The organism is Halobacteriovorax vibrionivorans, assembly GCF_003346865.1.
Lineage (GTDB): Bacteria > Bdellovibrionota > Bacteriovoracia > Bacteriovoracales > Bacteriovoracaceae > Halobacteriovorax_A > Halobacteriovorax_A vibrionivorans.
Genome location: NZ_QDKL01000003.1, coordinates 287,523 through 312,225, shown reverse-complemented (window position 1 = coordinate 312,225; position 24,703 = coordinate 287,523). Strand labels below are relative to the sequence as shown.

Annotated in this window: 17 protein-coding genes; 7 read left to right on the top strand and 10 right to left on the bottom strand. The window is 36.0% G+C overall.

All coding sequences use genetic code 11. The features are described 5' to 3' along the window. Positions 1–65 precede the first annotated feature (65 nt). The gene (locus DAY19_RS12225; protein WP_115362855.1) at positions 66–839 is read left to right on the top strand and encodes a hypothetical protein; all 774 of its coding nucleotides are present in this window, start codon (positions 66–68) and stop codon (positions 837–839) included. Positions 840–874: 35 nt separating this feature from the next. On the opposite strand, the gene DAY19_RS12220 is transcribed toward DAY19_RS12225, so the two are convergent. The 4 genes from DAY19_RS12220 to lexA all read right to left on the bottom strand — a co-directional run bounded on the left by DAY19_RS12220 (position 875) and on the right by lexA (position 5,418). Next, entirely contained in the window at positions 875–1,639 is a 765-nt protein-coding gene (locus DAY19_RS12220; RefSeq protein ID WP_115362853.1) for a trypsin-like serine peptidase, read from the bottom strand. A 143-nt stretch (positions 1,640–1,782) separates the two neighbouring features. After that, on the bottom strand, positions 1,783–2,532 hold the full coding sequence (locus DAY19_RS12215) for a trypsin-like serine peptidase (protein ID WP_115362851.1): 750 nt from the start codon (positions 2,530–2,532) through the stop codon (positions 1,783–1,785). Positions 2,533–2,651: 119 nt separating this feature from the next. After that, positions 2,652–4,787 (bottom strand): AMP-binding protein, encoded by a 2,136-nt coding sequence (locus DAY19_RS12210; protein WP_115362849.1) that lies wholly within the window; start codon positions 4,785–4,787, stop codon positions 2,652–2,654. Next, positions 4,780–5,418 carry a transcriptional repressor LexA gene (gene lexA, locus DAY19_RS12205; RefSeq protein ID WP_158536897.1) on the bottom strand — a complete coding sequence of 213 codons (639 nt, stop codon included), beginning with the start codon at positions 5,416–5,418 and terminating at the stop codon, positions 4,780–4,782. Before lexA ends, DAY19_RS12210 begins: the two co-directional genes overlap by 8 nt. Before the next feature lie 178 nt (positions 5,419–5,596). Here lexA and DAY19_RS12200 point away from each other — a divergent pair, with 178 nt between their 5' ends. Beyond that, positions 5,597–6,343 carry a hypothetical protein gene (locus tag DAY19_RS12200; RefSeq protein ID WP_115362844.1) on the top strand — a complete coding sequence of 249 codons (747 nt, stop codon included), beginning with the start codon at positions 5,597–5,599 and terminating at the stop codon, positions 6,341–6,343. Between the two features lie 57 nt (positions 6,344–6,400). On the opposite strand, the gene DAY19_RS12195 is transcribed toward DAY19_RS12200, so the two are convergent. From DAY19_RS12195 to DAY19_RS12185, 3 genes are all read right to left on the bottom strand, one after another. Then, the gene (locus tag DAY19_RS12195; RefSeq protein WP_133296963.1) at positions 6,401–10,405 is read right to left on the bottom strand and encodes an NHP6B family protein; all 4,005 of its coding nucleotides are present in this window, start codon (positions 10,403–10,405) and stop codon (positions 6,401–6,403) included. A gap of 71 nt (positions 10,406–10,476) precedes the next feature. After that, a complete protein-coding gene (locus DAY19_RS12190; RefSeq protein ID WP_115362838.1) occupies positions 10,477–11,238 on the bottom strand; it encodes an N-acetylmuramoyl-L-alanine amidase family protein in 762 nt (253 codons plus the stop codon). Positions 11,239–11,262: 24 nt separating this feature from the next. Further along, complete coding sequence (locus tag DAY19_RS12185) at positions 11,263–12,207, bottom strand: class I SAM-dependent methyltransferase (protein WP_115362836.1); 945 nt, start codon at positions 12,205–12,207, stop codon at positions 11,263–11,265. Positions 12,208–12,359: 152 nt separating this feature from the next. Here DAY19_RS12185 and DAY19_RS12180 point away from each other — a divergent pair, with 152 nt between their 5' ends. Further along, positions 12,360–13,292 carry a hypothetical protein gene (locus DAY19_RS12180; RefSeq protein WP_115362834.1) on the top strand — a complete coding sequence of 311 codons (933 nt, stop codon included), beginning with the start codon at positions 12,360–12,362 and terminating at the stop codon, positions 13,290–13,292. Positions 13,293–13,327: 35 nt separating this feature from the next. Next, positions 13,328–16,417, top strand: a complete 3,090-nt coding sequence (locus DAY19_RS12175; protein WP_115362832.1) for an amidoligase family protein — start codon at positions 13,328–13,330, stop codon at positions 16,415–16,417. 28 nt (positions 16,418–16,445) lie between these two features. On the opposite strand, the gene DAY19_RS12170 is transcribed toward DAY19_RS12175, so the two are convergent. From DAY19_RS12170 to gcvPB, 3 genes are all read right to left on the bottom strand, one after another. Beyond that, on the bottom strand, positions 16,446–16,799 hold the full coding sequence (locus DAY19_RS12170; RefSeq protein WP_115362830.1) for a response regulator: 354 nt from the start codon (positions 16,797–16,799) through the stop codon (positions 16,446–16,448). Positions 16,800–16,892: 93 nt separating this feature from the next. Continuing rightward, on the bottom strand, positions 16,893–18,485 hold the full coding sequence (locus tag DAY19_RS12165) for a peptide chain release factor 3 (protein ID WP_115362828.1): 1,593 nt from the start codon (positions 18,483–18,485) through the stop codon (positions 16,893–16,895). A 360-nt stretch (positions 18,486–18,845) separates the two neighbouring features. Then, on the bottom strand, positions 18,846–21,899 hold the full coding sequence (gene gcvPB / locus DAY19_RS12160; protein WP_115362826.1) for an aminomethyl-transferring glycine dehydrogenase subunit GcvPB: 3,054 nt from the start codon (positions 21,897–21,899) through the stop codon (positions 18,846–18,848). 86 nt (positions 21,900–21,985) lie between these two features. Here gcvPB and DAY19_RS12155 point away from each other — a divergent pair, with 86 nt between their 5' ends. The 3 genes from DAY19_RS12155 (at position 21,986) to DAY19_RS12145 (ending at position 24,696) form a co-directional block, all read left to right on the top strand. Then, the gene (locus DAY19_RS12155) at positions 21,986–22,822 is read left to right on the top strand and encodes a class I SAM-dependent methyltransferase (RefSeq protein ID WP_115362824.1); all 837 of its coding nucleotides are present in this window, start codon (positions 21,986–21,988) and stop codon (positions 22,820–22,822) included. An 85-nt stretch (positions 22,823–22,907) separates the two neighbouring features. Beyond that, positions 22,908–23,684 (top strand): peroxide stress protein YaaA, encoded by a 777-nt coding sequence (gene yaaA / locus DAY19_RS12150; RefSeq protein ID WP_115362822.1) that lies wholly within the window; start codon positions 22,908–22,910, stop codon positions 23,682–23,684. Between the two features lie 13 nt (positions 23,685–23,697). Further along, positions 23,698–24,696 (top strand): adenosine kinase, encoded by a 999-nt coding sequence (locus DAY19_RS12145; protein ID WP_115362820.1) that lies wholly within the window; start codon positions 23,698–23,700, stop codon positions 24,694–24,696. The last annotated feature ends 7 nt before the right edge of the window (positions 24,697–24,703 follow it).

Below are 24,703 nucleotides of genomic sequence, written 5' to 3'. Positions count from 1 at the left end.
TTAACCTTTGATATAATTTTAAGTTAAGATAAAATATTGAATATAAACACAAAAAGGATTTATTGATGATAAAGCATATTCTGATTGCTTTCTACTTATTGGCCGCTTCAAGTATCGTTGCCAAACCTTATACATCTAATTTCTTGGAATTTGAGCTACCTAATGGTTGGGAATGTGCAATTGAAGGAAGTGAATATGTTTGTCAGTCGACAAATGATCGAAGAAAGAAAGAGGCCATTATTATTTTTGCTGCCAAACATCGTGGTAAGCAAGATGATCTTATTCAATACAAGGCTTACTTGGAACAAGCAAAAACTTTTAAACTACCTGGTGGTAAGAGTCAGATCTCTGAGCCTTCATATACAAGAATGAAAAAGATTCAAGGCCAAGGTCACACATGGGTTGATTCTCTTCACTTATCAAGTGAGGTTCCAGGCTTCTATACTCGTTATATGGCAACAGTTAAGGGAGAGCTTGGTGTTGCGGTAACATTCTCTGTAGCAAAAGAACACTACCAAACTTATAAGCCAATTTTTGATAAAATTATTGAAACGATGCAGGTGTTCTCACGTATTAAGAGTAATGCTGACGGATTAAAACTTGCAGGAAATAAAGGTGAAGCTGTACCAGGAGCATCAGGTGACTTCCTGGATAGTGAAACAGGTCTTCAGGATATTGGAGTTGGCGGACAACGCAAGCAAGGTAAAGGCTCTGGTGGCGATGATATGACTTTATATATTATCTTGGCCCTTATGGTTGGAGCAGGTGTCTTTATTGCAAAAAATCGTAAGAAGAAAGGTAAGAAGAAAAAGAAAGGTAAGAAGAAAAAGAAATCATAATTTAAAGGCCTCTCGAAAGAGAGGCTTTTTTATTTCTAATCTTCTTCTTTTTCTGAATCAAGACACTCTTTAACGGCCTTATTAAACTCTTCATTTAGAATGATACTTGTACCCTTATTCATTGTATTCGAGTAGTGACTCATATTACATCCGCCGTGTGAGTGAACTCCAATGACTTGATTATTCTTTGCTTCAACAATACTTGAGCCAGAGTTTCCACCCATCGTATCAACTTTATGTGAAATTAGGCCTGGCAGGTTTCTATAGCGCTCCTGTGCACCATATGATTTTAATTCTCCAATATTAGTTTGTTGAGCAAAGTTTTTCTCAAACTCATCGTCGTATCCATAGCCTGTGATCTTTATAAAAGCACCTGGTTCAGGCATCTCACTTGCTACTTTGTAATGGCCTTGTACTTCTCCAGGGGCATAGTTCGTGAATTCGTTATTTTCAACTTTCATAACTGCCCAGTCATCTCCTGGTCCATTATTCTTATAAACTAAGCTTTCTTGATTAACGTAGTATATATCCATTGGAGAAGGATGCTGAATACCTTCTTTAGTTGACTCTGGTGTGTTGAATTCAATAATCTTGAGGTCTTTTTTACAGTGGCCAACAGAGATAGCGCACGAGTTAGAGATCATCGTTACAGTACAGCCATTTCTGGACGTTAGCGACTTTAATGCACGAGCTACTTTTGGGTTTTTTGATGGTACACGATCGTCAAATCCACAAATGGACTTATTATTTGCTAATGTCGTTATAGGTAATACAAATAGTAAGATGAATAATGTTTTCAAAGTCTTCCCCGCATTTAATTAATATTTGAATGATTTAAAATAACGCACGGCGAGGGCAGAATCTATATTTTTGAATCTTTTATAGACAAAAAAAGCCTCCAAACTGGAGGCTTTCTATAGATTTAAATTTTATTTATTTGATATTATTCAGATGCTAGACAGCTTTCAACTGCTGCTTTGAATTCTGGGTGAAGTTGAAGAACTGTTCCTGCATTCTTGCTATCATCACTTGTGTAACATCCACCATGAGAGTGAACACCAATGATTTCACCAGTTTCAAGATTGATAATACTTGAACCAGAGTTACCACCCATTGTATCAACTCTATGCTCTAGAAGGGCAGGTCTGTGTCCACCATTCCAAATTGATCCACCAACAGTTTTTAGCGGTCCAAAATTATTTTGTTGAGCGAAGTGTCTTTCATATTCACCACGGTCACTTCCATATCCTGTAATTGAAAGCATTGTTCCAATTGGTGGAACTTCTTTAGCGATTGGGTAATAACCTTGTGCTTGACCTGGTAGAAGTCCAGTGTGCTCATTTGGTAGTGCTTTTACAACTGCCCAATCATCACCTTGTCCATTGCTCTTATATTTAAGTGTTGTTCTATCTGCGCGATAGATATCTTTTGGACCTGGGTGTCTGATACCTCTTCTTGTTGAAGTAGGTGTATTGAACTCTAGGTAGTTTAGAGTTGCAGCACAGTGTCCGACTGAAATTACACATGAGTTTGAAATTAGAGTTACAGTACAACCAGCTTTATCTCTTTTATTTTCTAGTGAACGCCCAACCTTAGGGTCACTTGATGGTACACGTTCATCCATTCCACATATAGACTTGTCCATTGCAAAGACGGTAAGTGGCAATAATGTCACAAGTATTAACTTTTTCACTACGATCTCCCTTTGTTTGTGAACAAAAAGTCTATGACCTCAGTCACACTCCTGCAAATTTCGAGAGCTTATAGTAAGAAGTTGTAAGAAGTTAATCTCTTCTGACACAAAAATAAGCATTATTTCAGTATTTTATGAAGAACTTTTAAGTAATCTTGTGGGGACATGAGGTGAGTGTTGTGTGAAGCATCTGCTATTTCATAGGTGAATGCACCATGGGCCTTGAGTTGCTGGGCGTATTGAGAATATTTTGTATCAAGTCTGCCGTGTATATAGTGATACTTCATTCCTTTAGGCAGTTTTGTAATGTCCAAAAGGTTTTCTTGGTTTGCTACAGATAAAGTCGTAGCAGCTTTTTGCCAATAAGTGATCATAGAAGGAAGTTGTGCAGACTTCGTTTCAATCATGTTTTGATATTCACTATGTTCATTTACTTTTGTAAAAACACTCTGCTCGTACCAGTTTTTGTAAAACTCTCTTGCATCTTGATTTGAATTATATTTATCAAAGATTCGGCCATCATGGGCCATGCGTTTTTTTCGTGAGTCCTCATCTGTTAAGAAGCCTGGTGATCCAGACTCATTAATAAAATTATCAATATTTTGGATCTTAGAAAGTCGTTTATCTAAAAGAATTTCCTGGAATATACGGGCCGACATTGAATAAGTTAGGAAATTTATTTTACGATCCTTATTGCTGGCATTTTTTATGAAATTAATCATCTCATTTTTAAACTCTTCTAAGCTTTCTAATTTGCAATTGCTCCCATGGCCTGGAAGATCGATAAAGATAATTAAATACTTTTCTTTAAGTTCTTGAATCAAGTTTTCAAACTCTAGGGCCTCTCCCATAAATCCATGAGAGACGATAAGAATATCGCCACTAGGCCTACCACAAGCGTTTAAATAGAGCTTCTCACTGAAGCCATCGTGTAGCTCATTTAATGTTGACGCAATCTGCTTGCGACTAATTTTAATTCCTTTCTGGTAAGAGCTTATATCATCACATTGATAAATGAGATGTGGCCTTTCAAATGGAATTAGGGAGTCATTAATAATTTTATTTACTTTCTTAAGAGTTTCTCTCTTATCAAAAATTAAACTGATAAGGTTTTCATAACGATTATTATCAATAGGGACGACATAACAATTTGTTTCTAAGCCTACGTTTATTTTTGCTTCAATATTTTCTGGGTTTATATTTTCAGCTGCTTTTTGAAAAGTGTTATCACTTCTTCCTATAATTGAAATATTATTATTGGCATCATAAGTGGCCTTGTCATTGGTCATTAGTCTTGAATTAAAGTTTTCTCCATTAAGGTAACCTAGCGCAATACTGTCACCTTCTAAAATGAGGTGATCATTTTCGATAAAGACATGGCCATTCATTGGACTTCCAACACTCATAAGCGTTTGCAGATCAGTGGTAAATGGTGTTGCTAAGAATTGAGCACAACTCTCTGTTGCTCCATATGAATTTGAAAGCTTTAAGTTCTTTGAGATTGCCTTTTTCATTAACGTTGGATCTACTTTTGATCCCCCAAGAACGACTCCCTTAAGCTTTTTAAAATCATCCATGCTCGCAATATTAACAATTCGTTCAAGTTGCAATTGTACAAGTGAGGCCATTGTAACTTTCTTACTATTAATGATTGTTTCTTGCACATTATCAGGGCGTGCTAGAGTCGTGCTAGCGCCTGCCATCAGGCATCGCCATAAGATCATAAGTCCACCTATGTGATATAGGGGAAGTGAGAGTGCCCAGTTATCTTCTGATGTAATTTGATAATGCTCAATAGTTGCTTTTGCACTAGAGATTAAATTTTTAAGTGAGATACGTACACCCTTTGGTGTACCTGTTGTTCCTGAAGTGTAGAGTATTGTTGCACAATCTTCATATCTTTCAATTATATGAATTTGATTTTTTTGAAATGATTCAAAGACATCTTTTATGTCATAGTCACCAGGAGAGTTTTGTAATCTTCTTTCATCAACAAGGATGGGAATAATGCCAAAGTTTATTAATTGAAAATAGCGACAAATAAACTCTTTATTATTTTCCGTCCATTTTAAGAATGTATAAGATTTATCACTTTGCTTTAATTGGTCTAGCTGATCTAAGTTAGGCCTTTTACTGATTGCTTCTAATAATTCTTGGTATGTTAATTGGACCTTGTCATCTTTATAAAGAAGGGGAGAATCCAATCTAATATTAAGATTGTTAATTATATGAGAAATGAAGTTCTTGTTATTCATAACTTCTTAGAAGGCCTACGACGATACCAGCTATACGAAAATCATTTTGCCCCGTAATAATAAAAGGTGAGAGTCGATCATTGGCCGGGTGTAATTCAATAGAATTCTTTTTCTTGTAGAAGTTCTTTACAGTGGCCTCATTATCCACAACAGCAATAACGGTTTGACCTTGGTTTGCATTTTCTTGTGCTCGGCAAACAAGAATATCTCCTTCAAATATACCGTCATTAATCATTGAATCACCCTGTACATTTAAAGCAAAGTATCGGCCTGGTTTGGCCACCATGTGATTTGGAACCATTGTGTGCTCTGATGGGTTTTCAATGGCCTCAATGGGATTTCCGGCGGCGACATCACCAAGCAGTGGGACCTCACTAAATTGTGCCTGATGTGTTGTTACCATGGCCGGTGGGGCAGTGATTTCTTCAAGTAATTTTATTCCACGTCTCGCATTCCAATCGATTTCGATTTTTCCTGCTTCTTGAAGATAGTGCATGTACTTATTGACTGAACCAAAGGACTTAAGCCCAAAGTGTTCTTTGATTTCTTTCTGAGTTGGGGCATAGCCCTCTTTATCAAAATACTCTTTAATATATAAATAAACTTGATTCTGTTTTTTAGTTAACGCCATATTCATATGTTATGCGTAAGTACTGCGTAAGTCAAATTGTTAAAAATTCACAAAATTAGTGAAAAATGTTCACGGTTTTTGTGAAAAAAACTTACAATGGCAGATATCTCCCTTGTTTTATTGACGAGTCTCCTTTGAAAAGGATAGTTATGTCTTAACAAATCATTGGGAGGGTTAAATGAAATCATCAAACTCATTTTTAAGTTTATTTGTTACCGTTGTAACTATTGTTATCGGATTCAATTCGTTCGCTCAGGTTCCTGAGGTAGGGACAAGAGAGTCGTTCTTAAAATTAGATAACGTTGATCAAGAACAATATTTACATATTGTATCAAGAGAGGTTGAAGAAGTCGCTCCTGATTATGAAGCTGTCTATGAAGGTTTAGTCGAAAAGTCTGGTGCCGCTTCATTGGGTCAAGTATTTATGACAATTGATAAATTCATTGCCTTGGGACAAAAGATTTGGAAGATTGTTGAAGCTGGTAAGCCAGTTAGTAATTCAAGTTTTGCTAAGGCCATTAGCGTAATTCCAAATATGGATGATCCAAACTCAACGTTTAGTTCAATGTCAAATTGGAAGATGCCAATTGTTCGCTCATTTAAAGTAACTTATAAAAATGGCTTTGGCTCAGAGGTTATCTCTTTTGTTTATACTGTAGCATTTCAATACGGTGGTAAATATGAAGGCAAGGGTGCTTATTTAACAGGATTATTTGTTACAGCAAGTAATATTAGTGTTTCTTGGGGATTTAACTTTAATGCTTCTAGTGAAGTAATCTCAATTGCTAACCAAGGAAGTCTTGATAGCCCAATTGCTTCCGCTATGATTAAAGTTAATTATAAGGCCTCATCTGTTCTACGATCAATTGATGAAAACGATTTATTCTTCGTAAACGGGCAGGGAATGCTTCAGAGAATGAGATAATTTAAATTAAATTCTATATAATAAAGGGCCTCTTTTTAAAGAGGCCTTTTTTATTTCTTAATCATTAGCTTCTTTAAGTGCCTGTGTGATCATTTCAGTAAGCTTTCCAAGTCGCTCTTCTTGTTGATTTGGATATTTTCTGTCTCTGCTCTCAAGTGCACTTAAGTCTTCACCTTTAATTGAAGGGGCGAGTATTTCTTTAATCATGTACTCTCGTGCTCTTTGTCCAGAGCGTGTCTTTGTTAGGATATCCCATTTGAAGTCTTTACGATCAATAATATTAAGAATGTCACCAAACTTCACTTTGAACTCTCTAAATAGTCCTCCAAAGCCACTTGATCTTCTTCTCATCTTATTTAATTGTATTTGAACTAGGCCTTCAGCAAGTCCATCTCCAAATGATCCTTCTCCAGTATCTTTTGTTAGGGCCTCGGCCAATAGCTCTCTAAGTCTTGTGTCTTCGGCCAGATTATCTAATTCACCCTTTTCAATTTTATCAAATATATATGATTTTAATTCCCTACCTTCAGGCGTTGCTAAAATATTAGTTAACATGCGATTATTTGTAATCTCGTCAATCTTTCTATTAAGAAGGTTAGAGCTATCATTATATTCGTTTAACTCTGTTTTAAAAGTTTCATTAAGAGTCATTCCTATTTGAGAAGCGATGACGTTGTCCATGATAGGGCTATTCATAAAAGCTTGCGTATTTTCTTGTGTTGTAGCATTTGGATTATTTTGAAAATGCCTTGTGAGTGAAATCTTTGCGTTATAAATATGCTGCTGACAGACAGCTGTATTATTGTCGCAAGAATATTTCATCGTTTCCCCAAGAAGCTCAAGTGTTGAAATCAATTCACTATTAGGAGTTCCTGAAGTCTCTTCATTACTTTTATATTCTTGTGCTTTATCTTCTCCTGGAATTTGTAGGATAAGATCGATAACTTCATTAATTTCTCTTGGGTTGTTTTGGCCATAAACATGGACAAATCGCTTTTGTAATTCAGTTTTAGCGCCTCTTTCAAGATCTTTTATACAATCATTCATATTCTCAGTAGCCTCGCTAAGTGAAGGAGACTCAAGACGTATAAGACACTTTTCAAATTCTTGGTAGCTATTAGAAGCGAGTAGTGATGGTTGTCTTCCATCTTTATTTGCAAAACTATTAAGATCTCCTAATAGTTGAGATGCTATTGTTGTCGCAATTTGTGGTAATTCATCAATAACACATTTTTCAGCATTAGCTTGTGCGTTTTCATCATCTTTAATTCTTGCAAGACAAGGCATGACATTTCTCTTTGCACGATTTGTTAAGTCTAGAACTTTTTGTGGCTCTGAATTAAATAAAGGTGCGATCGACTCTTCTATTATAGTTGGTGCTAATGTAATAAAGGCATCCTTAGCTGTAACAGAGATACAAATATTTGATGCATCAGTAGCATTAAAAGAAGTATCTTTTTCATTTTCAGACATAACCTTATCAAGGCATGTATTTAATTGGTCTTGAATTTGATCACGCTTTGTCTCATATTCTTCTTTTGTCATTGTTGACTTAAAGTCACTTACTGTTCCCTCAATGGCCTCCGATGCGACATTTCTTATCAGTAGAGGAGTTAGAGTATCAATTCTTTCATCCATATCTAGTGGAGTACTTGCATTGATATGACTAGAGATTAATTGTCTAACTTCGTTAGTCTTATTCTCGCTTAAACCAAAGTCTCCAATCTTATCTGAGGCCATCTCTTGTGCGATTGATTCAATAACTGTTTTTTGCGTTTTAAAGGTACAATTTTCAATCTCTTTATTGAGGTTTTCTTGGTAAGTACTCATTGTTTCATACTTTCCTAGGCCCTCATCAAAACATTTTTTAATCTCTGTTTTTAGTCTTTCTAGTTTCTGACGGTCAACTGCTCTGGATACGAGAGACACATCGATATCTTTTTCTGCTGTTGCCTTATTTATACTGTCTTCTAAGATACTACTAGATAGCTTTTTAATGGCACCTGTTAAGCAGTTGTTTACTAACTTCTCATTTGGCTCTTTTGTTAAGTCTTTGTAGTATTCTTCTTTTGTACGTTGTGCACAAGCTTGGTATTGTTCGATTATTTCATCTGTTAATTCATCTCTTCTTTGTTGTGGTAGGTTTAAGTCTTCAAATTGTGATTCAAACTCATTTCTTAAAATTGATTCCGCAGCTGTTAGTGTTGCCATGGCCGTAACGAATTTTGCACATTCATTTCCATCACTCGTCTTACGTGCCTCCATACATGCTCTTAGATGAATATCTTTTAGTTCTTGAGACAGTAGTTGCGCTTCATCTGCACTTAAATTTTCTACGATTTGTTGATTTGTTCTAACGGCAATTTCAACAACATCACCAGCTGCTACTCTTTGTAATCCATCGATGCAGTCTTTTATTTCATTGGTAAAACTATCAGTGCTCATTTGAGCTAAAGCAAGGTAGTCTCTGTCATTGTGATCTGCTTTGTTTATCACAGGTGCAAATCGACATGTATTTGTCTTTGAAAGGATGGAAGTTACAATCTCTCTATTATCATCTCTTCCAGTGTATGACTTTAGGGTATCGTTTAAGCGAGTTCTTCTTGTTTCTTGATAACTTGCTATCATTCCCTGGTAAACACATCCTTTAACAGTTGCAGTGGCATCAATTATTTTTTCAAATTTACCTAAGTTTTTATCAAGGCAACCCAGATATTTATTCTTTGCTTTAAGTTTTAAAGAAGAGAGATCATCTTCTGGTGAAAAATTTAGTCCAATTTGGCGATCTAATTCAACTTCACCAATGGCCGTTGAAATATTATTAGTGAAAGTATTTGCACATTCTTTAACTTGGGAAGAGTTTATTGTTTTTGAAAGACATACTTTAAAATCATCCATATACGATTTTAGAAAATCGTTTTTTTCTTGTGCAGTTTCAAAAGTTCCCATTTCATCAAGAACCTTATGAACTACCGTTTCAGAGTAGGCAAGGGCCAATTCTCGTATTTTCTCAAAGTTAGATAGATCAAGCTGGTTAACTTTATCAAAAGTTGCTTTGATCTCTGCTTCACTTAAGTTCTGTGCAATTGCTTCAGTGTTTTTAAATTGACTTAGTAAGAAGTCTTCATCATCAAATGGGTTAACGCTTTCAATGGCCCTAAAGACACCAATAACACCTTTTTCTAAAGCACCCATTGCTTTATCACCCATTCCGGCGTCATTACCTGTATTGTAATCGATTCTGGCCTCTACATTTGTTCGATGACATTTTGCTTCAAGTTCTTGAAAATCTCGTGCAAGTTGTTGACGTTCTTCTTCTATTTGTTTGTTTGAAAAGCGCTTTAATATTTCATCTAAGTCTTTATTAAGCTGATTTACATCTTCAATTAATTCACTTACACACTGATAAGCACCGTGACATATTTCTGATATTGAATCTTGTTCGTAATTACTTGTATCTAAATTTACCTTAAAGTCAGATTCAATTGAGAACTCATTATTTAAACTATCAATGTCCTTGAAATGACCATTCTCATCTAATGTACCCATGAGTACAACTTCGTCATCATTCGTACTCTTACAATAGACAGGAGCATTACTTAAATCTTTTTGAAAATTTAAATTTCTTGTATCATCTTTGAGCCTGTTACTTCTTAAAGGAATTTGTCTTTTGTGGGTTTCAATAAAACAATTTGCTAATGTTGAATTATCGACTTGATTAGAATGCTTTGTCGGGATGAAAGGAAGCTCATCTTCAAATGTGAATAATGTGGAACTTCTTTTAGGACGAAAAGTGTTTATTCTTGGAAGTTTAAATGACGTTAATCCATTGGCACAGCTTACGATATATCTTTGATTTCTTCTACTTCTAGGGTTTACGCCGCCCTGGCAAGAAGGATCAAATAGAATATTGTGTTGATCAATTAAGGTTGCACTACAGATATCTCGAACACTATTGCTCACTGTTGATTCTTTTTGAACCACACATGTTGAAGTCTGCGCACCGTAGGCGAAGTTCAATTGTAGAATGAATGTTAAAACAATAATGATATATCGATACATTTCGTTAAACTTTTCGGCTATGTATGGGTAATACTTGAGTATTTAACGAAAGTTTTTTTGAGAAAAATAAATTAAAAGAGGTTAGGGCCTGATATGGAGTCTAAGTAGCTAATAATACCTTTTGCAGCGTACTTTGCATAAAGGTGGTGAAACCAGTTATCCAATACCAAACTAGCTTCAGAGTTATTTGTTAAAAAACCAGCCTCCAAGAGAATTGAAGGTCTTTTTGAAAGGGCCAAAACATAGAAGAGACCTGGTTTTAAGCCTCGGTCTTTCATTTTATAATTCTTTGTTAAGAGTTTACTTAGTTCTCCGTGAACATTTTCTCCAAGCTTTTTTGATTCTGGAGCAACTCTTTCAACAACAAGGTCTGTAAGAATATTATTGATAACAACTTCTTTGCCGTGAAGATCTCGGTTTTCGACATTTTCAATCTTTGTTATTGCCGCATCCTTATGATTATTTAAATAATAAGTTTCAAAGCCATTTGAGCTCTTATCTGTTGCTGCATTTAAGTGAATTGAAATGAAAATATCGGCCTTTATTATGTCGGCCATATCGGCCCTTTTTTGTAGGGTGATTGTTGTGTCGAGAGTTCTTGTTAAATAGGCTCGATGCCTTTTTGTTTCATTGATAAACTTTTTGAGTTTTTTTGCAATTTTTAGTGCGATATCTTTTTCGCAAACTACCTTTAGCTTTTTCTTCTTCCACACTTTTGCTTTGGCTCCACAGTCTTCACCCCCATGTCCTGGGTCTATTAAGACCGTTGCTGCCATTATATTGGTGCAAATAATTAATGTTGTAATCAATTGAAAGAGAAGTTTTAAACTCATGTATTACCATTATATGGACAAAATCTAGCAGTGCAAATTTATTTTATACAGCTTGTGTATTTTTGCATCGTGAAAGTCTTGTGGAATACTCCATTTGGTGAGGTCTTTGACGTCAAATGATTCTTGAACACTCTCATCAAGCTTAAAGCTGCGTAAATTATTTGAAAAATAGAGAGTCCCATCTTTCTTTAAAAGCTTTGCACAATTATTTATAAGTTCAACATGATCACTTTGAATATCAAAGAGCTTCTCCATTTTCTTTGATTTAGACATTGATGGAGGATCGAGGATGATGAGATCGTATTTTTCTTCTTCTTTTAAAACCTTTTGAGCGTTATGTGCTAAATACTTTAAGACATCTTCTCTTATAAATTTGTGCTTGTTCGGATCGATATCATTTAATTTAAAATTATCTTCTGCCCAATTAAGATAGGTGTTAGACATGTCAACGCTGGTAACGATTGCACCAGCGTGGGCAGAGGCAACAGAGAGGCTTCCTGTATAGCAAAATAGATTTAAGACATTTTTATCTTCTAGCTGTTCATTTGCTAGTTTCTGTCTAAGGGGCCTATGATCTAAAAAGAGACCAGTATCAATATAGCGATTAAGAATTAACTTAAACTGAATTTCACCTTCTTTTGAGTTAAAGACAAGATCTTGGTGTGTGCTCTCTTTTGTGTATTGAAAAGTTTCGTCTTGAACTTTTCTTTCTTTGATAACGATATTCTTTTCACTGTACTCACATTCATTGATTAAGGCATCAATGAGTAGTGGGAGATGATTTTTCTTCTCATCAATTCGATCAATCTCTCTTCGATAAATCACGCAATATGGGCCATGACAATCGACAATAAATGGGAAGTCAGGAATATCTCGATCGTAGAGTCGATAGGAATCGATTTGATTTTTTCTGGCCCACTTTTTCTTATGTCGATAGAGTTTTTTTATTCGACCATGTATTGCACTCATTTCTGTCCTTGGTAACTAATCAGATTTACGTAAATTATGCTCTAATTTGAAAAAAAAGCAATTACTGGACTCAAGTTATCAGTTAATTCACCCGTTAAGTTGAATGATATTTTAGCTATTTATCAAATTTATTGATAAGTGAGGAGAGATTAATGAAATTATTTGGCAAAAGTGCGCTACTTTTCTGCGCTTCAGTTGCAATAACGTTATCGGCCAATGCCAGTGTTTTTACTTTAGGTGAAATGCTTTTAAAGCCTATTTCAATTAAATCAAAAATTGTAAAAGAAGGTGTTTCAGGGGCATCGGTAACGACATTAAAGGATTCTATTCGTACAAGTGTTGTTTCCTTAAAGCATGGTTATCCTGACTTAAGTACCGCACTGGCCGATATTAAAAATCGTGCAAATAGAGAAGACCAAGCAAAGATTGGTCGTGTTATGGCAGCATTGAAGATGTCTCATAAAGATGTAGAAGGTGAGACTTTTAGAGATGTTGTAAATGATCTCGCTTATATTGCTTCAGTATATGGTGAGCAATCTGCAAAAGTTCTTAACTGTTCGTATTGTAAAGCAGATGAACTCGCAACATTAGGTTTTAGTAACAATCTTGTGAAAGTTGCTGATTCAAACTTAATGAGAGTTGTTCAAAGAGTACCTAAAACTCCTGCCGGAGTTACAAGATACATTTCTAGATTATCACGAAACAATAATATCAAAGATGCTTCTCGCTATCTAAATAGTAGTGAAAGAAGATCATATGCAATTTTCTTAAGCTTCTCTGAGCAAAGAGCTAAGAAGGAGTATCGTGAATTCTTTAATGCCGTTGCAAAATTTAGCAAAGGTAATTCTAGAGAAGTAACAATGGTCGGGCCAAGAGCTAAAAATTCATTTTGGAAGATTATTGATGGAAAGTTTTCACCTGAAAGAGCTGCAAAGCTTGCAAAGGCCATTGATGAAGCGGCCAATAAGCCTGTTTCACAAAGGGAAGATGCGTTCTTTAAAGAACTGTACAAGGTGAGTGATAAGACTCCTGAGACTCTTTCAAGTATAGAAGAGCTTAAGTCTAAGAAATGTTTTTTTAAGTAATTAATTTTTATTAAATATACAAAAAGGTATGACCTATGAGTAAAACAAACAAAAAATTTAAAGATCTCTATTTGCCAGTTCTTGGAACTGTTGCGATTGGAACTGCTGCTTGGTTTGGTATTTCCCACGTAAAAAATAGTGATTATCGTACGCCATCATCAGATGGTAACTATAAAACGGCCTATGAGGCCTGGGCAGACCTCCAGTATTCTGGGGCAAGCTATAGCGCAAAAGCAGCACTTGTCGATGGTCAGACTCTTCCTGGAATGCTTGGTGGGGTAACTTTTGGTGCAGAAAAAGAGGCATCTTCAAGTTTACTTACACGTGTAATGACGCCACCAACTTCTTATATTAAAACAAAAATTGGAAATTTAAGTGCTGAAAAGCAAGAAGAGTTCTATCGTGACTTTCTTTCTAATTACGCCAAAGATGCTAATGGTTATCGTACATATAAAGATATGTTTACAGGAAAGAAAATCGATCTTGCTTCAGATGTTGTAGATTTAGAGGGGAACCCTAAGGTACTTGATCTTACAGAACTTAAGGCAACAAATATTGAAGAGGCAAATTTAGATACTCTAAAAACAGTTTTTAATAACCTCTTTGATCAAATGGGGGATAAGCCTCTTTCATTTATTAAACCTACTGTAAGAATGAAAATGTTTAATGGAAATCTACCTGGCCTTCCAGATAAATTTCTTAAACAAAGATATGATTATTCTCAGTGGACTTCTGTTTTTGGAAAGGCGGAAAAATTTATTAATGATGCCCACGCACATGGTGGTGGACAAGGTGGTGGTTGGGAAATCAACTTCCACGCTCAAAACACATATGGTGAGTTTGAGGAAATGGTCGCTTGGTTTAGAGAGTCACTAGCACAGGTTATTCGTGACCCTCAAACATTAGAGAAAAAAATAAAATTATTCCAAGCTCCTGGTCACCAACGTATTGTATTTGCAAAACACCCTGAATTAGAAACAGGAAAACTTTCTGAATTCTATCGTATGGTCCAGTCTTATATTGTTCTTAACGGAATTAAAGGGAATTCTGGAATTGAATTTGCGAATTATAAAAGTGTTCAATCTGAAGCAAACTTAAGTAATCTCTATCATGGTGGCCGCGGTGTAATTAGACCTGATGATCAGTGGAAACCATGGGTTAGAAATACTGGCGGACTAGGTATTGAATTTAGAGCGGGGACAAAGAATCTTGCACCAGCTCGTTTTTATCAAACAACACTTGCCGCTAGAATTGCAGCTAATGACTTTAGTGGAATTGCAGACATTGCTGATTATAATTTAAATAGTTCATCGTTTCAGACTGCACAGAGTATTTCAGAGCGTTTTGGAATTGAACAAGACGTTGTTAAGCAGGCCCTTGATAATATGAATAAGGCCGGAATAAAAGACTCTTATCGAGTCATGTATTGGGGATGGACTGAGCCAGGTGTTGCTTTCATCGGTGATACAAAAAGAGAGATTATTAAAAACTTAGTTAAGGATTATACGCAAAAGGTTGCTCTAATGGACCCAGATATGGATCCTTCGCAATTGAAAAATGAAATTCGTGAAATGAATCGTACATGGGTTTCTGCTTCTAAGCTTATTGATGATCTTGAAAACTATATGCGTCCTAAAGATATGGACTATAACGAATTAACAATGGACTTTAAGGCCAAAGTTGATGCTCCTAACCGAGTTAATAATCCAGTTGACGTTAATGATATCGATCTAGGAATTGAATATTCAGGTAAATTCCCATTAAGACTTAAGTCAATCACTTCTAAAGAGAGACTTGAAGATGGAAAACGTGCATGGGTACAAACGATTATTGATCTATCTTCACAAGAAAGAGAAGCAATTATTAAGAGAGTTGCTAAGGACCTTTACGATCAGATTGGCGGTGAAGAAGGTGAGCCACCTGTTAAGCTAGAGGTTGATGGGCACGGCCACGGTTTAGATGTAGCCTATGCTATTCGCGACTCGAAAGGTCGTAAGTGGCAAGTTGAGTGGGACGGTATTGGACGTTCGTATACTCCTGAAGGTGAAATCATCGCAGATTCTCCACGTGGTGGAACGATAGAGCTTATTACACCAAAGTTCACACCAACAATTGAAGAAGTAAGTGCAGTTTATAAAGCATTTGAGAAAAATAATGTTCTACCGTCTATTATGGCCGGTGGTGGTCACGTGAATATTGACCTAGCTGCATTTGATGATAACCCTAAGGCCCTTGCAAGATTTTTAACGATCTTCCATGAGCACAGAGGGATTATTTCACTTATGTTCCAGCATATTAATCGTACTCACACTTCTGAACAAATAGAGATTAGTGATACCCTTAAGAATGCGCTAAAAGACTTTAACGGAACAGAGGAAGAGCTTAAAAAACTGCTTTATAATGAAAGATACTTTAACACTCGTTTTGGACGTAAGACACGTTACCTACAACTTGATGTTTCAGCTTATTACCAAGATGTAATTCCTGAAGAGTTTGTAACAGATGATTTCGATATTTCAAATCCGACAACAGACTGGAGAAGAACATTTAGAGTTGACCCGAAAATTAGAAAAGCTGAGTTTAGAATGTTTAATGCGCCAAGAGATGCTGCTGAATCAGCAATGCAAATTAAGCTAGTTCGTGCAATGCTTGATAAGGCAATTAATTCAACTGAGCCTTTAGATGGCGAAGTTGATAATACAACTCACTTAGATTATGTAAAATCTCCAGCAACTGTTGAAGATGACTTAAAGAAACTTTGTGATGACTTAGGTCTTGATGTAAATCAATTTAGAACTGCTGCAATGGAAGGATTATCAACTTCACAAATTGAAAGTCAGAAGGTCTTCTTTAGAGATATTGAAGAGAAAATGGCGATTCATCCACATCAACGAGGTTGGGGACAGGCCGTTGATGCTAGAAGTGAAGAGAATGCTTTAAACTCTACTGGCCGTCAGTGGACACCAGGTCCAGCAGATGAGCTAAATACAATGAATAATGATCATCGTATTAGAGCTGCTATGGCCGCTCAAGAAATGAGACAAGAAATTGTACCAGCTCGTGAGCTACCTGGAGAGTTTGTTCGAACCAATAGTTGTGACGAATTAATCAATGAAATTCTATAAATAAAAAGGGCCCGTGCAGGGCCCTTTTTTATGCTTGTAAATCTTGAATATAATCCATGAAAACTTGATGTCTTATTGGTTTATAGAGTATGTCGTGTGCTCCCATCTCCTTAACCTCATCTAGTGAGACTTCTTGATGGGCCGTAACGAAAACAAACTTCTTGAAATTGAGACCTTCTGAAATAAGATTCTTTAGAAAATCAATTCCATTCATTTTAGGCATACGAATATCAGAGAAAATAAAGTCGAATTGACCATTCTTTACTTTTTCAAGTGCTTCTTCGCCATTATAGGCGACTTCATAGTCTAGGCCGATTCGATCAAACATATATTGATATAATTCGACTAACTCTACTTCATCTTCTACAAATAAAAATTTCAATACTCTTAACCTTGTTTTTTGTTCAATAAGGTGAAGATAATAATAGTTAATTTTTATTTGATTTACAAGACATATTTAGTTTAGTTTAGTTAACTATTTAAAATCATTAGTCTTGAAAAATTCCACTTCTTCAAATTTTTCCTGGGCCAGCTTCAAATCCCACTCCGTGCGATAGATAAAGCATATACGTCCTTTTATATCGTAGGCGATATTAGCAGAATAACGCGACACAAATTCATCTTTCATCTTCTCTGTTGGAATTTTAACCCAGCGAATACCTGTATAAGGGAAACCTTCATATTCTCCTTTTACATTGTACTCATCCTCAAGTCTTCTTTGTACAACTTCAAATTGGAGAACACCTACGGCACCAAGAATCTTTTCAGTTGAATTATGTCTTTTAAACAATTGAACAGAGCCTTCTTCTGAAAGTTGTTGAAGTCCCTTATCAAGCTGCTTTCCTTTCATTGGATCTTTTAATAAAACTCTTTTAAAGATCTCTGGGGCAAAGCTTGGAATTCCTGTAAATTGGATAATTTCACCTTCAGTGAATGTATCACCAATCTGTAATTTTCCAGAGTCGTGGATTCCAATTATATCTCCAGGAATGGCATACTCTGTGATCTCTCTATCTTGTGCTTGAAACATAAGAGGAGTTGCAATCTTTATCTCTTTGCCAGTTCTTGCAAGAGTAACTTTTTGTCCTCTTGTGAATCGCCCAGAGCATACTCTAATGAATGCAACACGATCACGGTGCTTCTTATCCATATTTGCTTGAATCTTAAAGACAAATCCAGTGAACTTCTTTTCACTTGGATCAACCATACGTGTTTCTTCTTTTTCAAATGGGGCCTTAAGAACTTCACGCTCTCCAGGACCTGGAGCAAATTTTGAAAAAGTATCAAGAACTTCTTTAACACCAAAGTTATTAAGGGCAGATCCAAAATACATTGGAGTCATGATACCTGCTAGAAATTCTTCTTCGTTAAATTCTGGCATTAACTCTTCAATCATCATTAGGTCTTCTTCAAGTTTTTCAAGAAGAGTTTCACCTACAAATTCTTTAATATGATCCGCTTTTAAATCGCTTGCATCGATAATATTTGGGCTAAACGGATCTTTAGCATCTTTAAAACTCATAATAGTTTTATTGCGAAGATCGTATACACCTTTAAACTCAACACCTGAGCCGATTGGCCAAGTCATTGGAACACATTGAATTGAGCATGTTTTCTCCACATCGTCGATTAGTTCAAACGGGTCAAGAGCATCACGATCAAACTTATTACAAAAAGATACAATAGGAGTGTCTCTCATTCGACAGACTTCCATTAGCTTCTTTGTCTGTGCTTCAACCCCTTTTGCTGAATCAATCATCATAAGAACACTTTCAACAGCTGTAAGAGTTCGATAAGTATCTTCTGAGAAGTCCTTGTGACCAGGAGTATCGAGTAGGTGCATGGCCCTTTCATTATATGGGAATGACATAACTGAAGAAGTAATAGAGATTCCACGCTCTTTTTCCATCTCCATCCAGTCAGATTTAGCATAATTACCTTGCTTACTTTTTACCATCCCTGCGCTTCTTACAACTTGACCAAACCATAATAGCTTTTCTGTCATTGTTGTCTTACCGGCATCCGGGTGAGAGATGATTGCAAATGTTGCTCTTTTTAAATCTTCCATAGTTACTTCTTTCTTGTCTTTTTAGTTAGTATTTTATTTAATTTCTTTCGTATCTATAAGGGCCACTTATATCTGAATTAAGCTTTGTTAATAACAAGGCTTAACAGTTCAAGACCCCTTTGTAATATTTACACGTGCAAAAATGATAGGTTGTAACTTCCAAAATCACATCGTATAAATCACAGACATATGTAGCAGGGATTGATGAATAAACATATCGATAAAGTTGTGTTGTTGTTCTTTGTTCCCCAAATTCGTGTTAATTTTCGTGTTGTTGTTTATTCTCGAATTATTCGTATGTTTTTCAATTCCTGCTACTTCAATATATAAACGCCAGTCACTGACTGGCGTTTTTTATTTCTATGCTTCTTTTATTTCTCTGTGTTTCTTTCTAATCATTTCAACTACTTCGATTGCATCATTCAGCCTTAATTGCTTAGGAGAAACTTCGTCACTTGGTAGCTCCCACAATTCTTTAAGCTCTGTGTAGAATTTTAGATTCTTATTGGCCCATACCTCATCAACTTTCTTTATTGGTGTAAAGTGTGGTGCTGTTTGAAGAACTTCTGGAGAATCGCTTAAAACATTCTTGATTGCAATGAGTACATCACAGAATTCATCTAGTTCTTTTTTAGTAAATGATTCAGTTGGCTCGATCATTAAACCAAAAACTTCAGGGAAGGCAACTGTTGGAGCATGAAGTCCGAAGTCTAAAAATAGCTTTCCAACCTTTGCAATGATTTGATTCTTTGGTGTCCCAGATTTTTCAATATGAGCAAACATATCGTCGCTTAATGTAATAATAAACTCATGCATTCTCGGTGTATTGTCTGCACCAAGAGGTAGCATTGGATATACATCTTTAAGTTTATTAAATAAGTACCTTGCACTTAAAACTGCAATTTGTGACATCGTAACAACGCCGTCTTGACCGAGGGCCTTAAGGTAAGTGTATGCACGAACTTTGTGGGCAACATTTCCATCGTGACGGTGAAAGTCTCCGATGCATTTTTTTGCACGTACTTTTTTGAAACTTCCATCTGAAAGTTTTTCAACTTGAGTACCTGGTATATAATCAACGAGTTTATCACTTACTGCTACAATAGCATCACCTGGTCCACCTCCACCATGTGGAATAGTCCAAGTTTTATGTAGGTTATTATGGCAAGCATCAACACCAAGCTTTTCTAGAGAGACAATACCTGCAATTGCATTCATGTTGGCCCCATCCATATAGACAAGCCCATCTACTGAGTGAATTAGGTCTGCAACTTCTTTGAAATTTTCTTCAAAAACACCTGCTGTATTTGGATTTGTAACCATGATACCGGCAATTCGATCACCATCTGTTTTAATAATCTCTTTTAATTGCTCAAGATCAATTTGACCTCTTTGGTCAGCATCAAGAGTGATAATTCCGACTTGTTTTCCATCCTCTTTACCAGGAACGAATCCTGCCACTGCAGCAGTTGCTGGGTTAGTTCCATGCGCTGATTTTGGTATTAAGATAACATTCTTAGTTTGCGCATTTCCTTTATCAGCATGGTATGCTTGAAACATTTTAATACCAACAAGCTCGCCTTGAGCTCCTGCAACTGCTTGAGTTACAACACCTGGTAGTCCTGTGATGGCCTTAAAGTCTTCTTGAATATTATAAAGGAGCTCAAGAGTTCCTTGAGTGTATTTATCGTCTAGGTCTGGGTGGGCCATTGTGAAGCCTTTTAGACCTGCTGCCCAGTCATTTACGTATGGGTTATACTTCATTGTACATGAACCTAGTGGATAGATCGCATCATCAGGAGATACATTTAGCTCTCCACATTTATCATAGAAGGCCTTTACTTCTTCTAATGTAAATTGAGCTATCCCTGGTGCGTCTGTACGTAGGAACTTTTCTGGTAAATCAGGCATGAATACATCTGCATTTTCATCACCTGTGAAATTATTTTTAAATACGTTAATAAGCTTGTCGATATCTTCTTGTGAATGAAGATCACCAAATGAGATCTTTAATAGATTTCCTTCTAGGCCGTGGCGTCCAGTGATATCTTTTCCTATAACAATATCATCATTAGAGTTGATGAAGTCTTTTACTGGCTTATTGATTTTTAAAACGACTTCATTGAAATAAGGCGCATTAAAAGCTAATTCAACACCATCAAGGTGTAAAATATTAGCAAGGAAGTATTGTGTGTTTTGTCTTGAGATTCCAAGCTTCGTTTCTAGCCCTTGATCACCGTGAGCAAGAAGGGCGGCTCCTGCAATTGTTGCAACAAAAGATTGGTTAGAACAAATATTGCTCGTGGCCTTCTCTCGACGAATATGTTGTTCACGAGTCGATAGAACCATTGCTAGACATTGTTTATTATTCATATCAACTGCATTACCAACATAGCGGCCAGCAGTTTGACGGATTTGATTCTTGTTCTTTTCGTTAAATCGAATACCGAAAATACCAAGACCAGGTCCTCCGTAATTTGCATCAAGACATAAGTGTTGGCCTTCACCGACAATCATTGTGACACCTGACTTGTCACTTCCGTACTCACTTGGTTTTTTAAGTCCTTTGTTTGCAAGAAGAATTGGATCAATAATTGCAATAGATGACACGTCATTTTCTTGGCATAAATCTGTTAGAGCATCGACATCTTCTAAAAGTCCAAGAGAGTTTACTTGTCCAAAGGCAAATGCAGCGATGTCTTTATTTGTAGTAAGGATCTCTTTTGTAATTTCGAAATCAATAAGACCACTTTCTTTATTAATAGGTGCCCATAAGATTTCTAATCCAGTGTGTGCAGCATTTGTTTCAATTACACTTCTGTCTTGTGGGTAAATTGCCTCACTTACTAGAACCTTTGTTTTTTTTCTAGCTAAACGAACACCTGTTTTAAGTGCTTCAAATAAGCAAGTTGATCTTTCGTAAAGAGAAGAGTTAATTGCTTCAAAACCAGTTAGTGCAGTTATTGCACTTGAATAGATCCAAAGAGTATTAAGTGTTCCCTGAGACCTTTCTGGTTGATATGGAGTGTAGGCAGTAGTAAGTCCGCGGATATTACATACGTAAGGAACAATATCGTGAATCTTATATTGTGGTAGTCCATCTCCTAAGTAATTAGTAGGGATGTTATTTTTCTTAGAGAGTGTATCTAAATTTGCTACTAGCTCGTCGTAGTTAAGGCCCTTTTCTAAAGCGATCTTTTCAGAGAATTTAACGTCATCTTTGATATGTGAAAAAAGCTCATCTAGAGAATTAAGACCTAGCTCTTTTAACATTGATTCTATGTCGTTATCACTAGCGCTAATATAATTCTTTGCTAGCTCACGGTTTATATCCTGAGAGTTTACCTTCAAACTTCTAGGATCAAATCCTAATTTATCGATTGTTGCATTAGAAACGTCTTGTGTGTGTGACATCCATTCTCCAATTGTGTTATAAATTGTGTCTCAATTAAGAATGATTTTATAACATAGAAACAACAGGCCATCTACTTGATTTTAATATGAAAAATGACGTAAAACTAACACCTATTCAAATTCTTGTTCATGGCATTGATATTAATATGAAATCATTAGAATCTCAGAACGATGCACTAGGTCTTTGGGCCAAACAGTTAAGAGATTTTGGTGTCGAATTTGAGATTTGTTCAAGCTTAACTGATGAGGTTTCTTATTATTTAGATTTTAATGGTGAACAGTTAAGTTTAATTGATTTGAAAAAATCATCTAAGCTAACACTGGATTGGGCCAAAGAATTAAAGTCACATCTTAAAAAACGCTATGCAGTTACTAAGGAGCCTCTTTTTCGAGCTCTAAAACTCAAGGGTGATGATTTAGCACATAATCAAATTATTGATGCAACAATGGGGACAGGAAAGGATGCTTGTTTATTATTAAGTTTTAAATGCAATTTAATATGTTTTGAAAGAAACCCATATGTCTTTGCGTTAGGATTATGGGCCTATTTGCAGGCCTGTGCTAGTGACGACGAAATGATTGCTCAAGCCTTTAAAAATCAGATGAGGCTAGAATATGGCCAGGCCTATTCTAGTGAAATTCCAGCTGGCTACGATCGCTGCTTTTATGATCCGATGTACGAATCAGGTAAGTCCAAAACAAAGAGCGCCCTTAGCCGTAAGGAAATGGAAACATTCAAAGAACTTGTTGGAAGTGACCAAGACCAAGCTACTATTTTATCTGAATTATGTAAGAAATTTAAGTTGGTTTGTTTTAAGAGGCCATTGAAAGCACCTAATTTAGAACTACCGGATGATTCTAGGTGTCAGAAAGTTGTCTATACAGGTAAATCCACACGTTATGAACGTTATTTTATCCCTTAAATACTCCTAAGAAATCATAGTCTTTTGATAAAGTTATTGTTATCATTTCAAGCGTTTAGTTACGAATTTTATTCAAAGGATATTCATGGATATTGTTATCTCACCTGCGAAAAAACTTAATTTTGACCACTCAGAAATTGAGCTTGCAAATAGTGTCGAATTACAAACGCCTGCATTCATCGATGAGGCCAGTGAGTTGGCAAAGAAAATGGCAAAATTTGATAGTAGTGATCTTTCTAAAATGATGAAGCTCTCTGACAATCTTGCTAATTTAAATGTGGAGCGTTTTAAAAAGTTTAAGAAGACAAATGATCTTGGTGCGGCCGTCTTTAGCTTTGCTGGCGATACATACCAGGGACTAAATGCAAGTGAATTCAAAAAAAGTGAGTTGAATTACGCCCAAAAGCATTTAAAAATCTTATCTGGTCTATATGGTGTTTTAGCACCACTTGATGAGTTAAGAGCTTATCGACTTGAGATGGGAACACGTATCAACGCAGAAGGATTAACAAATCTCTATAACTTCTGGGGCGATAAAATTGTTGAAAAAATCAATGAAGACGCTAAGAAGAATAAATCTAAGTACCTTGTTAACCTTGCTTCAGAAGAGTATTTCAAAAGTGTGAAGAAAGATAAGCTAGTTCCCGAATTAGTAAATATACGCTTTCTTGATTGGAAGAATGGTAAATATAAAGTGATCTCATTCAATGCTAAAAGAGCACGTGGAATGATGGCCCGTTATATTATCGAAAATAAAGTCAAAGATATTGAAGGTCTCAAGAAGTTTAATGTGGCCGGATATCAATATGATGGATTTGATGACGCTAGTAACGAATTAATATTTAAAAGAAGAGAAGTATAATAAAGGAATTTATATGAAGAAGTACGATATTTATGGAATGGGAAATGCCCTTGTTGATATGGAATTTAAAGTTAGTGATGAATTCTTAACTGATCACTTAATAGAAAAAGGTCTTATGACTCTTGTTGAAAAGGAAAGACAAGATCATCTTCTTAAAGCTTTAAGTGGTAATAACGTTGGTCATTCCAGAGCATGTGGTGGTTCTGCTGCAAATACAATTATTGGTGCGACTCAGCTTGGAGCAAAGACTTTCTACTCTTGTAAAGTTGCAGATGATGAGACAGGAGAGTTCTACAAGAATGATCTTCTTGCTAATGGTGTAAAGTCTAATATTGAACAAGGCCTATATGATGGTGAAACAGGAAAGTGTCTCGTTATGATTTCAGATGATGCTGAAAGAACAATGAATACTTTCCTTGGAACAACTGCAACTTATTCAGATGATCAACTGGACCTTGCTAGTCTTGGTGAAAGTAAGTGGCTATATATGGAAGGCTACCTTGTTACTGGAGCTGCAGGCATTGCTGCTTGCGAAACGGCAAGAGATTATGCACGCAAAAATGATGTTAAAGTTGCATTAACTTTTTCTGATCCAGGTATTGTTGGATTCTTTAAAGATGGTTTCAAGAAAATGATCGGTAGTGAAAAACTTGATCTTCTATTTTGTAATGAAGAAGAAGCGAAGTCGTTCACAGGATTAGATAATATAGATGATGCCTTCAATGCTCTTAAAGAAGTTTCTCATACATTTGCTATCACTGCAGGGGCCAAAGGGGCTTACTTATTTGATGGAAATGAGCGTCTAAACGTTTCATCTCCAAAAGTAACAGCTATGGATACAAATGGTGCAGGTGACTTATTTGCTGGAGCATTCCTTTATGGGATTACTAATGGCCTAAATTACGCTCAAGCTGGAACACTTGCTTGTTCTTGCTCAGCAAAACTTGTGACTCAATATGGTCCAAGACTAGAAAAAGAAACAACTCAGAGTATTTTAAAAGAAGTTTTATAGAAGGTAT

Excerpts from the sequence above, each read along its gene's own strand:
- DAY19_RS12225 (WP_115362855.1), top strand. The coding sequence starts at position 66 with ATGATAAAGCATATTCTGATTGCTTTCTACTTATTGGCCGCTTCAAGT.
- DAY19_RS12210 (WP_115362849.1), bottom strand. The coding sequence starts at position 4,787 with ATGAATAACAAGAACTTCATTTCTCATATAATTAACAATCTTAATATT.
- lexA (WP_158536897.1), bottom strand. The coding sequence starts at position 5,418 with ATGGCGTTAACTAAAAAACAGAATCAAGTTTATTTATATATTAAAGAG.
- DAY19_RS12200 (WP_115362844.1), top strand. The coding sequence starts at position 5,597 with ATGAAATCATCAAACTCATTTTTAAGTTTATTTGTTACCGTTGTAACT.
- DAY19_RS12195 (WP_133296963.1), bottom strand. The coding sequence starts at position 10,405 with ATGTATCGATATATCATTATTGTTTTAACATTCATTCTACAATTGAAC.
- DAY19_RS12190 (WP_115362838.1), bottom strand. The coding sequence starts at position 11,238 with ATGAGTTTAAAACTTCTCTTTCAATTGATTACAACATTAATTATTTGC.
- DAY19_RS12185 (WP_115362836.1), bottom strand. The coding sequence starts at position 12,207 with ATGAGTGCAATACATGGTCGAATAAAAAAACTCTATCGACATAAGAAA.
- DAY19_RS12180 (WP_115362834.1), top strand. The coding sequence starts at position 12,360 with ATGAAATTATTTGGCAAAAGTGCGCTACTTTTCTGCGCTTCAGTTGCA.
- DAY19_RS12175 (WP_115362832.1), top strand. The coding sequence starts at position 13,328 with ATGAGTAAAACAAACAAAAAATTTAAAGATCTCTATTTGCCAGTTCTT.
- DAY19_RS12165 (WP_115362828.1), bottom strand. The coding sequence starts at position 18,485 with ATGGAAGATTTAAAAAGAGCAACATTTGCAATCATCTCTCACCCGGAT.
- gcvPB (WP_115362826.1), bottom strand. The coding sequence starts at position 21,899 with ATGTCACACACACAAGACGTTTCTAATGCAACAATCGATAAATTAGGA.
- DAY19_RS12155 (WP_115362824.1), top strand. The coding sequence starts at position 21,986 with ATGAAAAATGACGTAAAACTAACACCTATTCAAATTCTTGTTCATGGC.
- yaaA (WP_115362822.1), top strand. The coding sequence starts at position 22,908 with ATGGATATTGTTATCTCACCTGCGAAAAAACTTAATTTTGACCACTCA.
- DAY19_RS12145 (WP_115362820.1), top strand. The coding sequence starts at position 23,698 with ATGAAGAAGTACGATATTTATGGAATGGGAAATGCCCTTGTTGATATG.